Below are 14,755 nucleotides of genomic sequence, written 5' to 3'. Positions count from 1 at the left end.
CTTCTGGGCCAGCTTCGTCCGCCGGGCCTGATTCTCCTGCGGCTCCGTCGTCTTCGGTGGCGTCGTCGGCCGTGCTCGCCACGGTCGGCATCGGGGTGCAGGGTGTCGCGAAGCTGCTCGTGACCGTAGTAGTCGGGCGGGTGTTCGGCACCGAGACCCTCGGGCAGACCACCGCCCTGCTGTCGCTCTCGGTGTTCGTCGCCCTGCTCTGGCCGAACGCAGCGGGCAACACCGCGTCACGGTTCCTGGCCATCGCACTACGGGGTCGACGGTCGGACGCCGCGGTGAACCGGCTGCTCGGGGTCTCGATGCTGGTGTCGAGCGTGGTGCTCGCCGCGGTCACCGTGCCGATCGCGCTGGCCTGGGGCAACGGCCCCGGCATGGTGCTCGGTGGTGCCGCGGTCGTCGTCGGCTACGGCCTCTACTGCTACGCCCGCGGCGCACAGCTCGGCTACGACCGGGCGCCCCGGGTCGCGCTCTGGGACTCCGTGACGAGCGTCCTGGCGCTCGGGTTGCTCGTGCTGGCGTGTGTCGCCCGCCTCGAGCCGTTCGTGCTGCTGCCCCTGGCCGTCGGGTACACCGTGTTCGCGATCGCGTGCTGGCCGCGGGGCAACGGCTTCGCTGTTGCAGCTCGCGAGCCCGCTGCCGGGGTGCTCGGGTTCGCGGCATGGAACGTGCTGGCGGTGGTGACCTCGAACGGGTTGCTGCAGTTGACGATGATCTCGGCGCAGGTGACCTCCTCAGCGCACGACGCCGGTGTCTACGCCGCCGCCTTCACCCTGGCGACGCCGGCGTCGATGCTCGGGCAGGCGTTGGGGCAGGTGCTCGTGCCGGCGTTCGCGCACCGGACCGATGGTGGATCGTTGCGCTCTCGTGGGGCGCTGCTGCTCGTCGTCGGGTTCGCTGCTGCGTCCGCCGTCGTCTTCGGTCTGATCGCACTGCTCTCCGGGTGGTTCCTGCCGGTCGTCTACCCAGCCGAGGGGGCCGCTGCCGTCGCCGACCTGCGGTACCTGATGGTCGCGGTGTGGGTGTTCACCGTCGGGCTCGTGCCGGCGGCGTTGCTGCTCGCCGCTGGACGCTCACGCCAGGTCGCACTGGCCTCGGTCGCGGGGTTCGTCGTCGGGGCTGGGCTCATGGCAGTGCTCGGACCGGTGGCAGGAGTCGCTGGTGGGACAACGGGGTTCTTGGTGGGAAGTGCGGTGAACCTGGTCGCGGTGGTGGGGATCGGGGTGCGCACCAGCGCCGTGCCTCGACAATCCGTAGGGAATGTCGCATGAAGCTCGCACGGAACCACTCGCGGACCCCGCTGCTCACGAGCATCGGGATCGTCGCCGCGGTCGCGTTGGCCGGTTGCTCCGGACACAACGTCCCGACCGATGTCGGAGGCGAACCCTCCGACGCCTCGGAGACCGCGGCGAGACAAGCAGCGGTCGAGGGTCTCGAGGAGCACGACGAACACCGCTTCGTGTCGGCGGTGGGACAGGATCAGCGTTCCGGCGCGGTCACGGCGTGGAAGGTCTGCGAGCCGCTCCTGACACCGGGTGCGAAGGTCACCTCGAACGATGCGGTGATGACGACCATCGTCGGCGTCTTCGTGCACCCTGCCGACAAGCGGGCGAAGGACTGCTGGGTCACGCTGTCGTGGACAGAAGGTCAGGGGTGGAGCATGACGGCTGAACTGTCCGCCGCCGACGACTAGGCCGCGGACGCTTCGTGCGCGGGAGCCCGTGGCCGTGGTGCGGCGAGCTCGAGCACTTCACCGTCGACGAACTCCAGGTGTGGATCCCCGTGCACGGTTCGATCCGGGACCGTGACGGCGTGCTCGGAGTGGCTCCGTAGCGGCGCAAGCAGCCAGGCGCAGTGCTTTCGTTAACCGGGGCTCGGAGCTGGTGGCGGCCCCGTCGTGTCCCCCACCCGCAACTCCGAGATGAACGACGCCGGCTGCGGCTCCGCACCCTCGAGCGCGGCACTCGGGCCCGTCGCCGGTGTCGCGGGCGGGACAACGGAGTTCTTGGTCGGGAGTGCGGTGAACCTGGCTGCGGTGGTGGGGCTCGGGGTGCGGCGGCGCTGACGCGACGCGCATGGGTAGTGTCGGCGCGTTGTCTCTTTTGGACGTCCCCGCAATGAGAATTAAGGCGAACGAGCTATTCGAGAATCCCCTGGTCGGGAAGTGAGGGACTGGGGACTGGACCACCCGAGAGAAGGTCGCGGCGGACGACCGACCATCGGGCACCGTCGCTTCACCGCGTCTGACCTAGCTCATCGGTGCCCAGGCCCCACACGCTCACTTCGGGACGGCTTCGCCCGGTTACCCGAGAACGCTCATTGTCGCACCGGTAACAAGTGCGGCTAAGCCGAGGGCGAGCAGGGCTGTCGACCAGATCGTCAAAACGAACTTCCTGTCAGCGATAGCTGCGTTGATGGCGACCTGGCGGAGGAGGTTTGCGCTCAACTCGCCGCGAGCTTGGGCAGCTGCGAATGCTGCGGCGTAGTCGGTAGGCGCTGCGTAGAGGGAGGCGACTGCCCGATAGAACACCACCTCGGCCTGGTCCGATGCGAGGAAGCGACGTCTCGGTATCAACCCGAGAACCACGCATATGGCCGCACTGGCAAGCAGCGCCCCGGCAACTGCGGCCGTGGCGAGGATGGAAGGTCGCCCACATGCGTCCTGCGCCACCGCGTATACCCCGCCGCCAGCGATACCTACCAGTGCGAGCAACGCAGTGAGCTTCGCATCGCTGTGTCGAATCCACCCGTTCACCAGCTCGAGCTGCTGCCAGGCGGCGCCTTCGAGCCGTTCCGACTTCTTCTTGTTCATCGGTTAGACAACCCGGTGCGACGGTTCCGTGCTGCGGCCTTCTTGTCGGCCATTACTTTCTCAAGATTGCCGGCGCGTGCCGATCGCATCGACTCGTCGCGCGCCTCCTCGGACTCCGTCCTTGTCGTCTCGCCCTGAAGGATTGCGTCGCAGAACGTCTCGCCACAGCTCGTGCACCACGACGAGGTGAGCACCCGGCCATAGCGGCTGTCGTCTTCCTCCGGAACGTTGTCGATGGTCTTGTTTCGCCAGAGAGCGACAGGCTTCGTCCCGGATTCGTGGGCACAAGTCGTAGTTAGGTAGTCGTTGTCTTCGATACTCGCCCAGACGTCGGCCGACACAATCAGTTCCCCAAGGCCAGCAGTCTGAGCGGCTTTCGCCGCGTAGTTCACCGGCTTCCCCGACCAGATGGGCTCTTGTTCGTTTAGGTTGCGAGGCGTGCCGATCCTCTTAGCCAGCACCCGCCCACTTGCGATGCCAACTTTGTAACCGGTTTCTGGTGCGTCAGGCCACTTCTTGCGGATCTTCTCGGACAGGCCGACACTGAAGGTCTTGACTGTGATCCCTGCGCAGACTGCCTTCTCGTAGCGGTTGTCTCCCCAGAAGAGCCCGAACGCTCCATCGCCTTGGATCTGAATGAAGTCAGCACCAAAATGCTTGAGCACCCCCACAGCGTTGTCGGTAGATGCCTCGTAGATGCTTGCAGTCGAAGACGCATGCTTGCCCGTCCCCAAGCGGGAGGAGCCCTTGAGGTCGACGACAACAGCAACCACGTCATCGAGCTGGTGCCACTCGCGCTTCTCAATCGCCAGCTTCGTTACATCAAAGGAGGCAGGGTCCTTCTTAACGACGTTGGGCATCGTGGCCAATTCTGCTGCGATGTCACCCTGTATCTCATCCAGGAGTTGCGACAAACCGGTCGCTTCCATGCGGCCCCTCTCATCGAGTTCAGTAGTGGATCGATTCTCATCTCTGCCACCGACATTCGCGAAGTCGGGCTCGCCCCCTGCCTGTCACTCCACCGAAGCGACCCAAGGGCAGGACCTCAGTCGCCACGTTCACGCCGGCCGGCGTATTGACCGTTTCGGCCGAAACGCACGTCTGCCCCCTTCCCAGATCGATGGAAGCGCCGCCCTCCACTTCGTGTTCCTCACTCTAAGACAGTCATGAGGTCGCCTCAAAGTGTCCCGGATTGTCGGTAGGGTGACGGGATGGACGATGTAATGCACTACTTCGCCGGGCGCGACGGGTATGAGGAGCCGGCGAAGGTTTCCATCTACGACGTGTGGGTGCGCGCACAACGTGTGCGGCTCGAAGTGACTGACCGCGGCGAAGCAGCGGGCATCACTCGATTCTCGGTCGTTGCGTTCGCCGTCGACGTGCCGGAAGCCGACCGGGAAAACAACCGGTACGGACTCTCCGTCGGCAACCCCGACGCCACCGTCGACGGTGCGCTGTCAGTGGTGCACTGGAACATCTTCGAGCGCGAGCGATGACGAGCACGGTACTGCCGCGGCAGCAGCGGACCGGAAGCGTCAGGGCATGATCAAACTGCGAGCGGGTGTCGACGTACAGCAGGTCATTGCGACGCTCCGCGACCTGAGTCGGAGTCTCTCGAACATCCGCGGCAGGGGTGGTGTGACGCCGCGACGCATGTACGAATGGCGTGTGTGGAGTGCCGACGCTATCCGGCGCGCCAGCCTGTTGCTTCCCGAAAGAGAGCTGGAGCGAGTCGTCCTGGGAAGCCGATTCACGATGCTGCACTCGACCGATCCGAACAACGCGCTGATCGACGCGGAGCTCGACACTCGCGCCCGTGCCCTTGTAGACGCTGCCGATGAGCTGGAGCTCGAGTGGTCGAAGTGGCACTCCGGGCAGGGGACAGCAATCATCCTCGATACGAACGTGCTCATGGAGTACGGCACGCGGGTGCGGCTGGTGGACTGGCACGACCTGGCGGACCTGACCTACCGTCCGCCCGTGGTGGTGCTTATCCCGATTCAGGTGGTCGAGGAACTGGATGTGTTGAAAGACCGCGGCAGCGACAACCAGAAGCGGGCGACGGCGCGCGCGGTGCTGCGATGGCTGGACACGTCCTTCCCGCTTGGGCAGGACAGCATCCACATGACCGGTGCCGGCGTCCCGGACGGTGAGGGTGCCACTTTACGGGTGTGGGTGGACGACGTTGACCGAGTGCCGATGCCACGTGCCGACGCCGACATCATCGACCGAGTACTGGGTTTGCGTGGCTTCACCGCCCGCACCCTGCTGATCAGCCAAGACCGCAGCATGCAATTGCGGGCTCGAACGTCGGGCATCGACGCCCGACACCTCCCGCGGGCTCGGGTACCAGACGAGCCGACGACCGAGCAGCCAGCGACCGCGGGGGCACGCTGAGTGACGACTCCTTCGCAGGGCCATCCCCTCAACAGGCGGCGACCGATGGGGTCCGGCGTCCGTCCTGGGCCCGAGCTTCGTTCCCGCCGCTCACCTGAACCATCCACCAACCCGCGCGGTGAAGCGATGCGACCGACACGATCCAACACCTCGAGCACCACCGGCGCGACGCGACCACCGAAGGCGCAGCTCTCACCGAACGATCCCCACGAGGTGGTCGACTTCCAGCGACACGTCAGCGATGATCCGTCCCAGGCCGTACCCGGGAAGCAGGGCTGCGCTCCTGGCCGACCAGCGTGCGATCGAAAACTCAGCGCCGCGCTGGTCGACGTCGCGAGCGCCCCGCCGATGCACTTCTCCGGCGGCGGCTACCGGGAAGCCACCAAGGGCGACCTGAAGGGGTGGTTCGGGTGGACGGTCCGAACCGCGAGCATGCAAGACGCCCCATGCGAAGGCGTTCAGTCGGCTGGCGTTTTTTCGGTCTGCGCACCGTCGGTTCCGGCGAAGTCGCCGGGCACATTTGGCAGTTTCCAGTTGTGGCTATCCAGGTACCGATGCAGCAGCTTCAAAGAGGATGTTCGGTTCAGATGCCCGGTTACTGCGGATGCAGGAGCGCCGCTTGCGAGGAGTCCGAGAACCAAGAGCCGAATGAGGATCGGATCGTGGGCGCTATCGATGCGGCCACGGATTGTTCGTCGCGTCGGCTGCGGTTCGATGCTGGCGAGCCGCTGCACTGCGACGGCGAGCTTCTGCGCGTTCTGTGAAAGCGCTAGCCACGAGCGGAGCACCCTGCCGGCGTCATCGCTCATAGCTTCGGCGGCGATCGCGGTCGCGTGCTGAGCGGCGACCCAGTCCGTGTGCGGCCAGTCAGACGTGTGCTCACCGACGAACCATTCGTTGAGCCTGTCAAGCGACACGGCACCCGCGCTCCCCGCCTCGCGGAGGTAGCGACTGAGGTGGTCCGCTCCGTGGGGTATCCACCGTGAGGCATCCATCCATTCGGCGACACGGCCGAATCGCCTCGATTTCCAGAGACTTCTGAGGACGAGACCGAGTTCGGTGCGGCTCTGTTCCCTCGGGTTCTGAAGCGCGGCGTCTTCTGCGGTGAGGAGCTCGCCGTCGGAGATGACTGTCATCGTCAAGTCGGGGTAATCGTCGTCCACGATGTCTGTTTCGGTGCGGATGACGCGTTGGTCTGCGCGTTCGAACTCCAGAGCCTTCTGCTCCGCTGACGTGATGGCCGTCTTCGATGCGTTGATTTCGAGGCCGGCGTTCCGTGCGGCGGCCTGTACCTCGAGAAGCAGGCGGTAAACGTCTTCGTAGTCGCCTTCGAAGCTAATATCGTCCATCCACCGTCGTGCGCGACTGATTCTGCCTTGTTCGAGCGCACGGCTGATTACGCCGTCGACGGGGTTGAGCGCCACCTGCGCGAGGATGGCTGATGCGGTGCTGCGTTGCGGCAGTCCGGATCGGAAACTCAGCCCGTCATGTCGGGTGAGCACGCGTTCAATGATGTCGGCTGGAACGCTGGAGCAACCGAGTGTGCGTAGCGTTTCCAGCAGCTTCGGCACGTGCACGCTGGCGAAGAAGGATGTGATGTCGGTTTCACCTGAGAACGCCGACCGAGTGACCTCATGCTGTGACTGTCGGTAGAGGTCGCGTTCCTCGGAGTTGTTCACTCGCACCCCACCGCGATACCGCCACCCGTAGGACCAGCTTGAGAGTTCCGCTTCAAGTTGTTCTGCAAAGCGTTGCACAGCAGCGGCGAACACCAGTCGCGTGACCGGGTCGAGGAGGACCGCGGGCCGCTGACCGAAGAAACTTTTAGGAATCTCGAACGAATGGAAGCTAGGCGCGAAATCCCACCTTGCGCCCTTACCCTCGATCAAGCCTAAATCGGACGGTTTGAGACTCGTCATCTCAGCGACGCGGAGTTCGGGCCAGCCCCACGGGTCGCGGTACCAGTCGCCGAAGTTCTCGGACTCAACCAATCGGGCGGCTTCCGCCAGGTCCATGCCGAAGAAGTTCATCTCCGGCAGCCTAGGGGCTTCGGCTGTCCGCTGGTCGATCAATCGCGGGCCAAGCCGCTCGCGCTCGGCCAGTGATTGCGTCCGCCACGGTCCCTCAGCGACGATCCGCTTCACGTCTATGTGCCGAGCTATGGCGCCGGGGGGGCGTTGTCAGCATCGACTACGTATCTGCCGGCGGCGGCTAGCTCCGTCGGTGCGTAGATCGTTGAGCGCGCTCCAGGCGGCACGTCCACTCTCGGTCACGTAGGAACCTGCAGTGGATCGATCGCTGGCGAGGAGGTATCCGCGGGCTAGAAATTCCGAGATGTGAGCACGAGCTTGATCTTGTTCGCGGGGCCCGGCACCTTGTATCCGCGCACAGCGGCCCGTCACGATGCCGACCGTTCACCGGCACGCCGGCGGCTGCAACTTCGCTGGCAAGCTCATCGTGTGACGACCAACCCCCCCTCTCAACGGGTCCACCGCTTCGAGGTGGTATCGGCGAACGAGCTGCCTGAGATGAACCGTTTGCAGAGATCGTTTTTTTCAAAGCACTACCGGCCACGGTTCCTTGCGGGCGATGCGATCGACGTTGACGGGCAGTTCGGCTACCCCGTCGTTATGCTGCACGAGCTCCTGGCTGAGTGGGACGTCGAACCCAAGACGGCGATGGAGGGAGCAGCTCGCATCATCGACGCGTACCCGAAATCCGTGGCTCAAAGTGAAGCACGACGGTGCCTCGCCGACATGCACTACCTCCGGGATGAGTGGGTCGATGCGTTGAAGCTGACGTATGGTTTCCGACGGCTCGTTGCCTTCGTCGGTCTCAGCGACCTGTTGCAGCCACGTGCGGAAGCGTGGGAGATCATGCGGTGGGGATCCTCAAACATCACCAAGGCGGGGTGGCGAAACCTCGACGCGGCGCTTGATGACCTTCAGGGAACGCTCGACAGCTTCCACGACGCGCACGGCATCAGCATCGTCGGGCATTTTTGGAGGCGACTGCATGCCAACGAAACCACACAAGCGATAGCGCAGAGCCTTTACGACCTGATCGGTTCCGACTACTCGGTCGACCAGATCGTTCAGCTCATCGAGCACGGCCGTACCGTCGGCCCGTACCCCCTGATCGCGTAGGGCTTCGCAGGCTACGAGCGTCCCATCCCAGCAACTTGGAACCGCAGTAACCCGTACGCCTTCGAGGGCTTGATCCGAGCGCTCTGCAGGCCCCTGTTCCGCGAATCGGAGAACCGCGCGCGTGAGGCCGCTGGACTCCCGCGCGTCGGCGAGGGCCTGGTGTCGGAGACACGTCTGCTGCATCAACTACGCGCTGCGTTCCCCGACGAGCGAATCGACCACCAGGTACGGCCATCGTGGCTGGCACCACAATCCCTCGACATGGTGCTCCGCGGGCGAAACGTCGCAGTCGAGTACCAGGGAGCCCAACACTCGCGCCCGGTGGAGTTCTTCGGTGGACGGGAGGCTTTCGAGCGGCAGCAGCAGCGCGACGCTACGAAGCGCTGGTTGTGCGCTGCGCACGGGATGACCCTGGTCGAGGTCCACCCCGATTATCTGCTTGATGACATCGTTGGAAAGGTACGCCACGCTCTCGAGTAGCCACACCACTCAGCACAGCCGCCCAATCCGCATTTCCAACCCATCGCGATGTAAACGGACTCAGCCACGGTGCGGTAGCTGATCCCCATGCGGGCGCCGCTCGCCTTGGTGCCCCATGAGCAACGCGACCGCCGTCCAGCCACCATTGACACCCAGACCGCAATGAGCAGCGGTGAGGCAAGAACCGAGCGTCCCACTCGTTTACGGGTGCGGTGCGCGCAAGATGCTAAGCGCGGCACAGAGCAACAGCCTCGCGATAGCGACGCTTCGGACGACCCACCAGCAGCCACCGAGGGGAGAGCACGAACGCTAGCTAGCCAACCTCCCTGTGCTGGCAGGAGGAGACCCGCACCCACCCGGTCCGCCACTTCTTCAGTACTGAGGCGGGCGCCTCGGTGGTTCCCGAGGTCGGCGTCCATGCTCGACCGCGCTGCTGCCGAAGACCTCTCGCTTGCCCGCGTCAAGGAAGCGATGTCAGCGGTCGGTCACACCCGGAACGCGCCGCACCAGCTCGACCGCTGGGAGTCGAAGCGCACCACCGGCAAGTTCGGACTATGAAGGCGCACACGGAACCTGTCCACCGTGCGCCGGGTCCTCGGTACGGCGGATTCGGACGACGTGGGATCAGCGCGAAGTGGGCGGCGGCCCCGTCGTGTCCCCCACCCGCAACTCCGAGATGAACGACGCCGGTTGGGGCTCCGCCCCCTCGAGCATGGCCAGGGCGGCACGGGCGGCGGCCTGGCCCTTCTGCACGAAGGGCTGCACCAGGGTGGTCAGGTGCCGGATCGGGGTTCGGTGGAGCAGGCTGTCGTCCACCGTGATGCCGTCGAAGCCGACGACACTGACGTCCTCGGGGACACGGAGTCCGGCATCGAGCGCGGCTGAGATCACCCCGACGGCGATCAGGTCGCTCTGCGCGATGACGGCGGTGGGGCGGGGACCGTCCGGCGCGAAGAGCTCCGTGCCGGCGAGACGTCCCTCTTCCACCGAACTACCGGCGGTCTCGATCGCGACGGCGTTCGGGTAGACCTGGCGCACACCACGCAGGCGTTCGAGCGTGGTGAAGGCGATGCCCTCGTCCTGACGGGCTGCGTCGATCGAGCCACGGCGGCGTGCGGCATCCAGGGGCAGGGTCACGACGGTCACGTCCCGGTGCCCGAGCCCCTGCAGGTACTCCGCAGCACGGCGTGAGGCATCGCGGTTGTCGAGCTGGACGGGGACGGCACCCTCGATCTCGTCCGCCTCGATCGCGACGACGGGGATCTGCCGACGACGCAGCACGGCGACGGCGGGGTCGATCCGGACGTTGCACCCGACGAGCACGACGGCGTCCATCGGGGCATCCACCAGCGGACCGGCACCCTGCTCGTCGTCGAGCGGACTCCGGACGAGCAACAGCGAAGCACCGGCGGCACCGGCGACCTCGGCGATGCCGTCGAGCGTCAGGACGTTGACCGGGTCACGGAAGGCATCGCTCAGACGCTCGTCCATCACGACGCCGATGACGCCGGAACGACCGCGGCGCAGGGAACGCGCACGGGGATCCGGGCCGCCGTAACCGAGCTCGGCGGCAGCGGCGAGCACACGGGCCTTGGCGTCCTCGGACACCGGGCCGAGACCGCTGAACGCGAGCGAGGCCGTCGACGGCGCGACCCCGGCAGCACGGGCGACCGCGGCCAGCGTCGGGCGCGACGAACGGGTGACGCCGCCGCGGGAAGGCGACGCGCCGGGTCCTGTTGCCGGTTCGTCCATCGCCCGTTAGCGTAGCCGGAACGAGCAGTCGAATCGATTCGACCGCCGCAAGACCAGCACCGACACGCACCAGAACGCGCAGCACCGAGCGCGCCGCAGCACGATGGGAACCACCATGACGACGCCGTCCACCCGCACCGTCCCGACCACCAAGGCCTGGATCATCGCGGTGTTCGTGGTGTTCACCCTGTCCGGGCTCGACATCGCGACGTGGCTGGGCCGGATCCCGAGCGTCCGCGACTCCCTCGGGGCGAGCACGTTCGAGATGGGCCTGCTCGTGCTCGGCATGGCCGTCGGCTCCATCGGCGGTCTGACCTTCGCCGGCCACATCGTCGCGAAGCTCGGTGCGAGGCGGGGCGTGCAGGTGGCTGCGGCGTGCCTGGCGGTCGGCATGATCTTCGCCGGCGTCGCGGTCACGCTCGGGTGGGGCTTCGCCGCCATCTGGATCGCGCTCATCGCGTTCGGCTTCGGCAACGGCCTGTGCGACGTGTCGATGAACGTCTCCGGTGCCGCTGCCGAGAAGGCCGGCGGACGCACGATCATGCCGCTGTTCCACGCCGCGTTCAGCCTCGGCACCCTCGCGGGTGCAGGCCTCGGTGCGCTGGCCGAGCGGTTCGAGATCCCGGTCTCGTGGCACTTCATCGTGCTCGTGGTCGTCACGAGCGCCGCCATGCTCGTCGCCGTCACGAAGTTCCAGGACGAGCACCTCGTCGAGCAGCCGGTGTCGACCGACACCAGCCCGGTCGCGACCCCACTCACCCGCTGGCAGGTCTGGGCACAGCCCTCCACGCTGCTCATCGGCGTGATCGTGCTCGGCATGGCGCTGGCCGAGGGGTCCGCGAACGACTGGCTGCCCCTCGCGATGATCGACGGCCACGGGCTCGACAACGCCGGCGGTGCTGCCGTGCTGACGGTGTTCCTGGCCGCGATGACCGCCGGCCGCGTCGCCGGCAGCCCGCTGATCGACAAGTTCGGCCGCGTGCCGATCCTGCGCATCAGCGCCGCCGTCGCGGTGGTCGGCCTCGGCATGCTCATCTTCATCGACAACGTGCCGCTCGCGATCGTCGGCGTCGTGCTCTGGGGCCTCGGTGCCAGCCTCGGCTTCCCGATGGGCATGTCCGCCGCGGCCGACGACCCCCGCACCGCGGCCGCCAAGGTCAGCGCCGTCGCGACGATCGGCTACGTGGCGTTCCTGGCCGGACCGCCCCTGATCGGGTTCCTCGGTGAGGAGATCGGCCTGCTCGGGGCGCTGCTCATCGTCTTCGTGTTCATCATCGCGGCCGGCCTGGCCTCGGGAGCAGCGCGCGAGACCGGTGCCGCCGCCCGGCCCGCCCGCGGGACCGACACGACGAGCGGGACCACGAAGCGCGAGACCGAGCACGAGCACGACACCGCGACCAGCGAGACCGAGCGGGCCAGCGACCGCAGCTGACGCACCGCGCCCTCAGCCTCCGTCGCCTGCCCGCGCCCGCGTCGCCAGGTGCAGGGCGAGCCGGGTCTCCGGGTCGGACAGGTCCACCCCGAGCAGCCGCTCCACCCGCGCGATGCGGTCGGAGACGGTGTTCCGGTGCACGCCGAGCACCGCGGCGGTCTCGGCGATCGACGACTCCGCGTCCAGGTAGGCGGCGAGCGTCGTCAGCAGCGCCCCGCCACCACGTTCGAGCGGTGCGAGCAACTGCCGCGAGGCCGGCAGGAACGTGTCCGTCTGCGTCCACGCGAGCAGCAGCTGCGCGAGCCCGAGCCGGTCGACGTGCACGAAGTGCCCGGACTCCGGACGGCTCGCGGCCAGACGGGCGGCGTCGCCGGCCTCGCCGAGCGTCCGCACCAGCCCGGCAGGGCCCGCCTGCAGACTGCCGACGCCCACGTTGGTCTCCACGGTGGTGCGGAGCGTGTTCTGCGCGCGCCGCAGCCGACCGGCGATGTCGGCCACTGCCTCCCGGCCGGGTTCGTCGGGTTCCGACAGCCACAGCACCCAGCCGTCCGCCTGTTCGACGACGACCGCGTCGAGTCCCTCGGCGCGCACCGCGGCGTCGACCTGCTGGCGGAGCGCGACCAGGTCGACGCCCTGCCGCGCGACCACGCGCGCACCGACGTGCCAGGCGTCCAGCCGCCACCCGGCGGCGATGGTCCGCTGCACGAGCTGCGGGGCCGGTGCCCCGTCGGCCACGCGGAGCTCGTCGAGCATCGCCATCCGGTAGCGGGCGTCGCGCTCGTCGTCGAGCCGGGTGAGCAGCAGCCGGTGCCCGACGGCGACGGCGGCGACCTGCAGGGCACTCGCGACCACCTGCTGTTCGGCGGCGATCGGGACGGGCAGGCCGACGGCCAGCCAGGCGCGCGGTCCGATGCCGGTGCCGACCGGGATCGCCACGAGCGTCTCGTCGACGCCCTCGGCGGTCAGCACGTCGCTCGTGCCGGCGCGGCGGACGAGCACGGTGCGGGCCGCGTCGTCGACCGCGGCTCCGCGGAGTGCCAGGCCCGAGGCATCGAGGAAGCGCACCGGGTGGCCGAGCGACCGGTCGAGCCGGGTGAACAGGTCGTCGAGTTCGGGGCCGGCGTCGAGTGCGACGCGGGAGGCGTCGAGGGCGGCCCGGGCCGCCGGGCCCATCCCGGTGCCGATGAGTTCGTGCAGGCGGACCGAGGTCGCCCACGGGTCCGGGGTGGCGAGCACCGCGACGCCGAGCCGGTCGGCGAGCGTCGTGCTGCCGGGACCGAGTTCCAGTGCCCCGTCGACGACGAGCAGGGTGGTGCCGGCCGCGGACGCCCGGCGCAGCAGCACGTCGAAACGCGCGTCCGCGCGGTCGACGGGGGTGAGCAGCACGACGACGTCGTCACCCTGCGACAGGGACCGGCCGACCTGGTCGGGGGTCCCCACCACCCCGCGGACCCTCCGGACCGCGGTGCTGCCGGCGCCGACGAGCAGGCGCGTGCCGGCCGGCAGGAGCGGGAGCAGGTCGCCGACGGCGTTCACGCGAGCACCTGGCCCACGGCCTCGGGCACGACGTCCGCGTCGATGCCGAACGCCCGCGGTCCCATGCGCGCGGTGCGGTCGGGGTCCGCCCACCACCACGGCGCCGACGGCAGCACGAGCACCGCGAGCTCGTTGCCGACCCGCGTGCGGTCGGTCGCCACCGGCGCGAGCGAGCGCGCGTCGACGACGGTGATGACGCTCGGCGTGCTGGCGACCGGCAGGCCGTCGACCAGGCAGTGCACGTACTCGCTGCCCGCCTCGACCCGGGCGACCGCACCGGTGCCGGCGTCGCGGATGGCCAGGCTGCTGCGCACGAACGCGAGCGCGTCCCCCTCGCGCTGGACGTCGATGACCCGGCCCTGCGCGACGACCCGGCCGCCGATGAGTGCGGCGAGTTCCGCCGCGTCGCGTGCGCCACCAGCGGCACGTCCGATCCGGAGCGCGCGCTGCACGCTGCCGACGACGGCCCGCTCGCGCAGCAGCGCCACCGGGACCGGGCCGATCGCGAAGGCCGCCCAGCCGCCGCTGTGCGAGACGGCCTCGCGCCAGACGGTCTCGACGTCGTGGGGGTGCCGGGCGTCGACGACGATCCGCAGACCGCTCGTGGTCGCGGCCGCCGCCGTGACCGTCGTGGTCGGGCCGACGAAGACCGACAGCTGGTCGATGCGCGGGACCGCGCGGCCGACCAGGTCCGCGTCGACGAGCGGCAGTCCGGCGGCGTGTGCGGTGAGGGCCGCAGCCGGTCCGGTCACGCCGCCGATCTGCGCGGCGACGACGGCGTCGGCACGGGTGCCCGTCCAGCGTTCGACCGCCGCGAGCGCGGCCGGCAGCTCCTCGCCGCTCGGCATCTTCTCCTCGAGCACAGTGGTCGACCCGATCAGCCCGACGGCCACCACCGAGCCGAGTGCGGGGTCGTCGAGGTCGACGACCGGCACGCTGCGGTCGCCGAGCGCGAAGCGGAGCGCGCTGACCATGTGGTCGACGCGGCCTCCACCGCCGCAGCCGAGCAGGGCGGTGCCGCGTCCGAAGACGGTCGCGTCGTCGGCCTGGAGGCCCGCCACACCGCCGCCCCGCCGCTCACCCTGGTCCATGGGTCCATTCTGCTGCCGTGGTCGCGTCCCGGGGCCGGAGCCCGGGGCCGGGCCCGGGGTCGGGTGCCTGGGCCGGGCGCCGGGGTCGGCGCGCGGCCGTTCG

At 68.3% G+C, this 14,755-nt stretch carries 15 protein-coding genes; 8 read left to right on the top strand and 7 right to left on the bottom strand.

Going from position 1 to position 14,755, the window contains the following annotated elements; translation table 11 throughout:
* Positions 1-71: 71 nt before the first annotated feature.
* The 3 genes from DEJ08_RS00550 (at position 72) to DEJ08_RS00540 (ending at position 2,071) form a co-directional block, all read left to right on the top strand.
* The gene (locus DEJ08_RS00550; protein ID WP_146248544.1) at positions 72-1,277 is read left to right on the top strand and encodes a lipopolysaccharide biosynthesis protein; all 1,206 of its coding nucleotides are present in this window, start codon (positions 72-74) and stop codon (positions 1,275-1,277) included.
* On the top strand, positions 1,274-1,699 hold the full coding sequence (locus DEJ08_RS00545) for a hypothetical protein (RefSeq protein WP_017887742.1): 426 nt from the start codon (positions 1,274-1,276) through the stop codon (positions 1,697-1,699). Before DEJ08_RS00550 ends, DEJ08_RS00545 begins: the two co-directional genes overlap by 4 nt.
* 204 nt (positions 1,700-1,903) lie before the next feature.
* Positions 1,904-2,071 carry a hypothetical protein gene (locus DEJ08_RS00540; RefSeq protein ID WP_181439049.1) on the top strand — a complete coding sequence of 56 codons (168 nt, stop codon included), beginning with the start codon at positions 1,904-1,906 and terminating at the stop codon, positions 2,069-2,071.
* Between the two features lie 237 nt (positions 2,072-2,308).
* Here DEJ08_RS00540 and DEJ08_RS00535 read toward each other — a convergent pair whose 3' ends face one another.
* The gene (locus DEJ08_RS00535; RefSeq protein WP_111055252.1) at positions 2,309-2,818 is read right to left on the bottom strand and encodes a Pycsar system effector family protein; all 510 of its coding nucleotides are present in this window, start codon (positions 2,816-2,818) and stop codon (positions 2,309-2,311) included.
* Positions 2,815-3,747 (bottom strand): nucleotidyl cyclase domain-containing protein, encoded by a 933-nt coding sequence (locus tag DEJ08_RS00530; protein WP_111055253.1) that lies wholly within the window; start codon positions 3,745-3,747, stop codon positions 2,815-2,817. The genes DEJ08_RS00535 and DEJ08_RS00530 overlap by 4 nt, the downstream gene beginning before the upstream one ends.
* Before the next feature lie 282 nt (positions 3,748-4,029).
* Between DEJ08_RS00530 and DEJ08_RS00525 the strand changes: the two genes are divergently transcribed.
* Together DEJ08_RS00525 and DEJ08_RS00520 are read left to right on the top strand one after the other, a co-directional pair.
* Positions 4,030-4,314: a hypothetical protein gene (locus DEJ08_RS00525; RefSeq protein WP_146248545.1), complete on the top strand. Its 285-nt coding sequence runs from the start codon at positions 4,030-4,032 to the stop codon at positions 4,312-4,314.
* A 46-nt stretch (positions 4,315-4,360) separates the two neighbouring features.
* Positions 4,361-5,215 carry a PIN domain-containing protein gene (locus DEJ08_RS00520; RefSeq protein WP_111055255.1) on the top strand — a complete coding sequence of 285 codons (855 nt, stop codon included), beginning with the start codon at positions 4,361-4,363 and terminating at the stop codon, positions 5,213-5,215.
* A gap of 458 nt (positions 5,216-5,673) precedes the next feature.
* Here DEJ08_RS00520 and DEJ08_RS00515 read toward each other — a convergent pair whose 3' ends face one another.
* Positions 5,674-7,245: an RNA-directed DNA polymerase gene (locus DEJ08_RS00515; RefSeq protein ID WP_111055256.1), complete on the bottom strand. Its 1,572-nt coding sequence runs from the start codon at positions 7,243-7,245 to the stop codon at positions 5,674-5,676.
* A 429-nt stretch (positions 7,246-7,674) separates the two neighbouring features.
* Here DEJ08_RS00515 and DEJ08_RS00510 point away from each other — a divergent pair, with 429 nt between their 5' ends.
* The gene (locus DEJ08_RS00510) at positions 7,675-8,361 is read left to right on the top strand and encodes a hypothetical protein (protein ID WP_220035467.1); all 687 of its coding nucleotides are present in this window, start codon (positions 7,675-7,677) and stop codon (positions 8,359-8,361) included.
* Between the two features lie 186 nt (positions 8,362-8,547).
* Here DEJ08_RS00510 and DEJ08_RS00505 read toward each other — a convergent pair whose 3' ends face one another.
* On the bottom strand, positions 8,548-8,829 hold the full coding sequence (locus DEJ08_RS00505; protein ID WP_146248547.1) for a hypothetical protein: 282 nt from the start codon (positions 8,827-8,829) through the stop codon (positions 8,548-8,550).
* 429 nt (positions 8,830-9,258) lie between these two features.
* Between DEJ08_RS00505 and DEJ08_RS00500 the strand changes: the two genes are divergently transcribed.
* Entirely contained in the window at positions 9,259-9,399 is a 141-nt protein-coding gene (locus DEJ08_RS00500) for a hypothetical protein (RefSeq protein ID WP_181439050.1), read from the top strand.
* Between the two features lie 66 nt (positions 9,400-9,465).
* Here DEJ08_RS00500 and DEJ08_RS00495 read toward each other — a convergent pair whose 3' ends face one another.
* The gene (locus DEJ08_RS00495; RefSeq protein WP_181439051.1) at positions 9,466-10,593 is read right to left on the bottom strand and encodes a substrate-binding domain-containing protein; all 1,128 of its coding nucleotides are present in this window, start codon (positions 10,591-10,593) and stop codon (positions 9,466-9,468) included.
* A 115-nt stretch (positions 10,594-10,708) separates the two neighbouring features.
* Here DEJ08_RS00495 and DEJ08_RS00490 point away from each other — a divergent pair, with 115 nt between their 5' ends.
* Positions 10,709-12,025: an MFS transporter gene (locus DEJ08_RS00490; RefSeq protein ID WP_111055259.1), complete on the top strand. Its 1,317-nt coding sequence runs from the start codon at positions 10,709-10,711 to the stop codon at positions 12,023-12,025.
* 12 nt (positions 12,026-12,037) lie between these two features.
* On the opposite strand, the gene DEJ08_RS00485 is transcribed toward DEJ08_RS00490, so the two are convergent.
* Together DEJ08_RS00485 and DEJ08_RS00480 are read right to left on the bottom strand one after the other, a co-directional pair.
* Entirely contained in the window at positions 12,038-13,561 is a 1,524-nt protein-coding gene (locus DEJ08_RS00485) for a helix-turn-helix domain-containing protein (protein ID WP_111055260.1), read from the bottom strand.
* Entirely contained in the window at positions 13,558-14,652 is a 1,095-nt protein-coding gene (locus DEJ08_RS00480) for a DUF917 domain-containing protein (RefSeq protein WP_111055261.1), read from the bottom strand. Before DEJ08_RS00480 ends, DEJ08_RS00485 begins: the two co-directional genes overlap by 4 nt.
* Between the last annotated feature and the right edge of the window lie 103 nt (positions 14,653-14,755).

This window comes from Curtobacterium sp. MCLR17_054, from assembly GCF_003234335.2.
Taxonomy (GTDB): domain Bacteria; phylum Actinomycetota; class Actinomycetes; order Actinomycetales; family Microbacteriaceae; genus Curtobacterium; species Curtobacterium flaccumfaciens.
Note: the sequence above shows the minus strand (reverse complement) of the source record. Positions and strands in the feature narration are given on the sequence as shown.

Coding starts and splice junctions, on each gene's coding strand:
- DEJ08_RS00490 (WP_111055259.1), top strand. CDS start 10,709: ATGACGACGCCGTCCACCCGCACCGTCCCGACCACCAAGGCCTGGATC.
- DEJ08_RS00515 (WP_111055256.1), bottom strand. CDS start 7,245: ATGAACTTCTTCGGCATGGACCTGGCGGAAGCCGCCCGATTGGTTGAG.
- DEJ08_RS00500 (WP_181439050.1), top strand. CDS start 9,259: ATGCTCGACCGCGCTGCTGCCGAAGACCTCTCGCTTGCCCGCGTCAAG.
- DEJ08_RS00495 (WP_181439051.1), bottom strand. CDS start 10,593: ATGGACGAACCGGCAACAGGACCCGGCGCGTCGCCTTCCCGCGGCGGC.
- DEJ08_RS00520 (WP_111055255.1), top strand. CDS start 4,361: ATGATCAAACTGCGAGCGGGTGTCGACGTACAGCAGGTCATTGCGACG.
- DEJ08_RS00535 (WP_111055252.1), bottom strand. CDS start 2,818: ATGAACAAGAAGAAGTCGGAACGGCTCGAAGGCGCCGCCTGGCAGCAG.
- DEJ08_RS00530 (WP_111055253.1), bottom strand. CDS start 3,747: ATGGAAGCGACCGGTTTGTCGCAACTCCTGGATGAGATACAGGGTGAC.
- DEJ08_RS00480 (WP_111055261.1), bottom strand. CDS start 14,652: ATGGACCAGGGTGAGCGGCGGGGCGGCGGTGTGGCGGGCCTCCAGGCC.
- DEJ08_RS00545 (WP_017887742.1), top strand. CDS start 1,274: ATGAAGCTCGCACGGAACCACTCGCGGACCCCGCTGCTCACGAGCATC.
- DEJ08_RS00525 (WP_146248545.1), top strand. CDS start 4,030: ATGGACGATGTAATGCACTACTTCGCCGGGCGCGACGGGTATGAGGAG.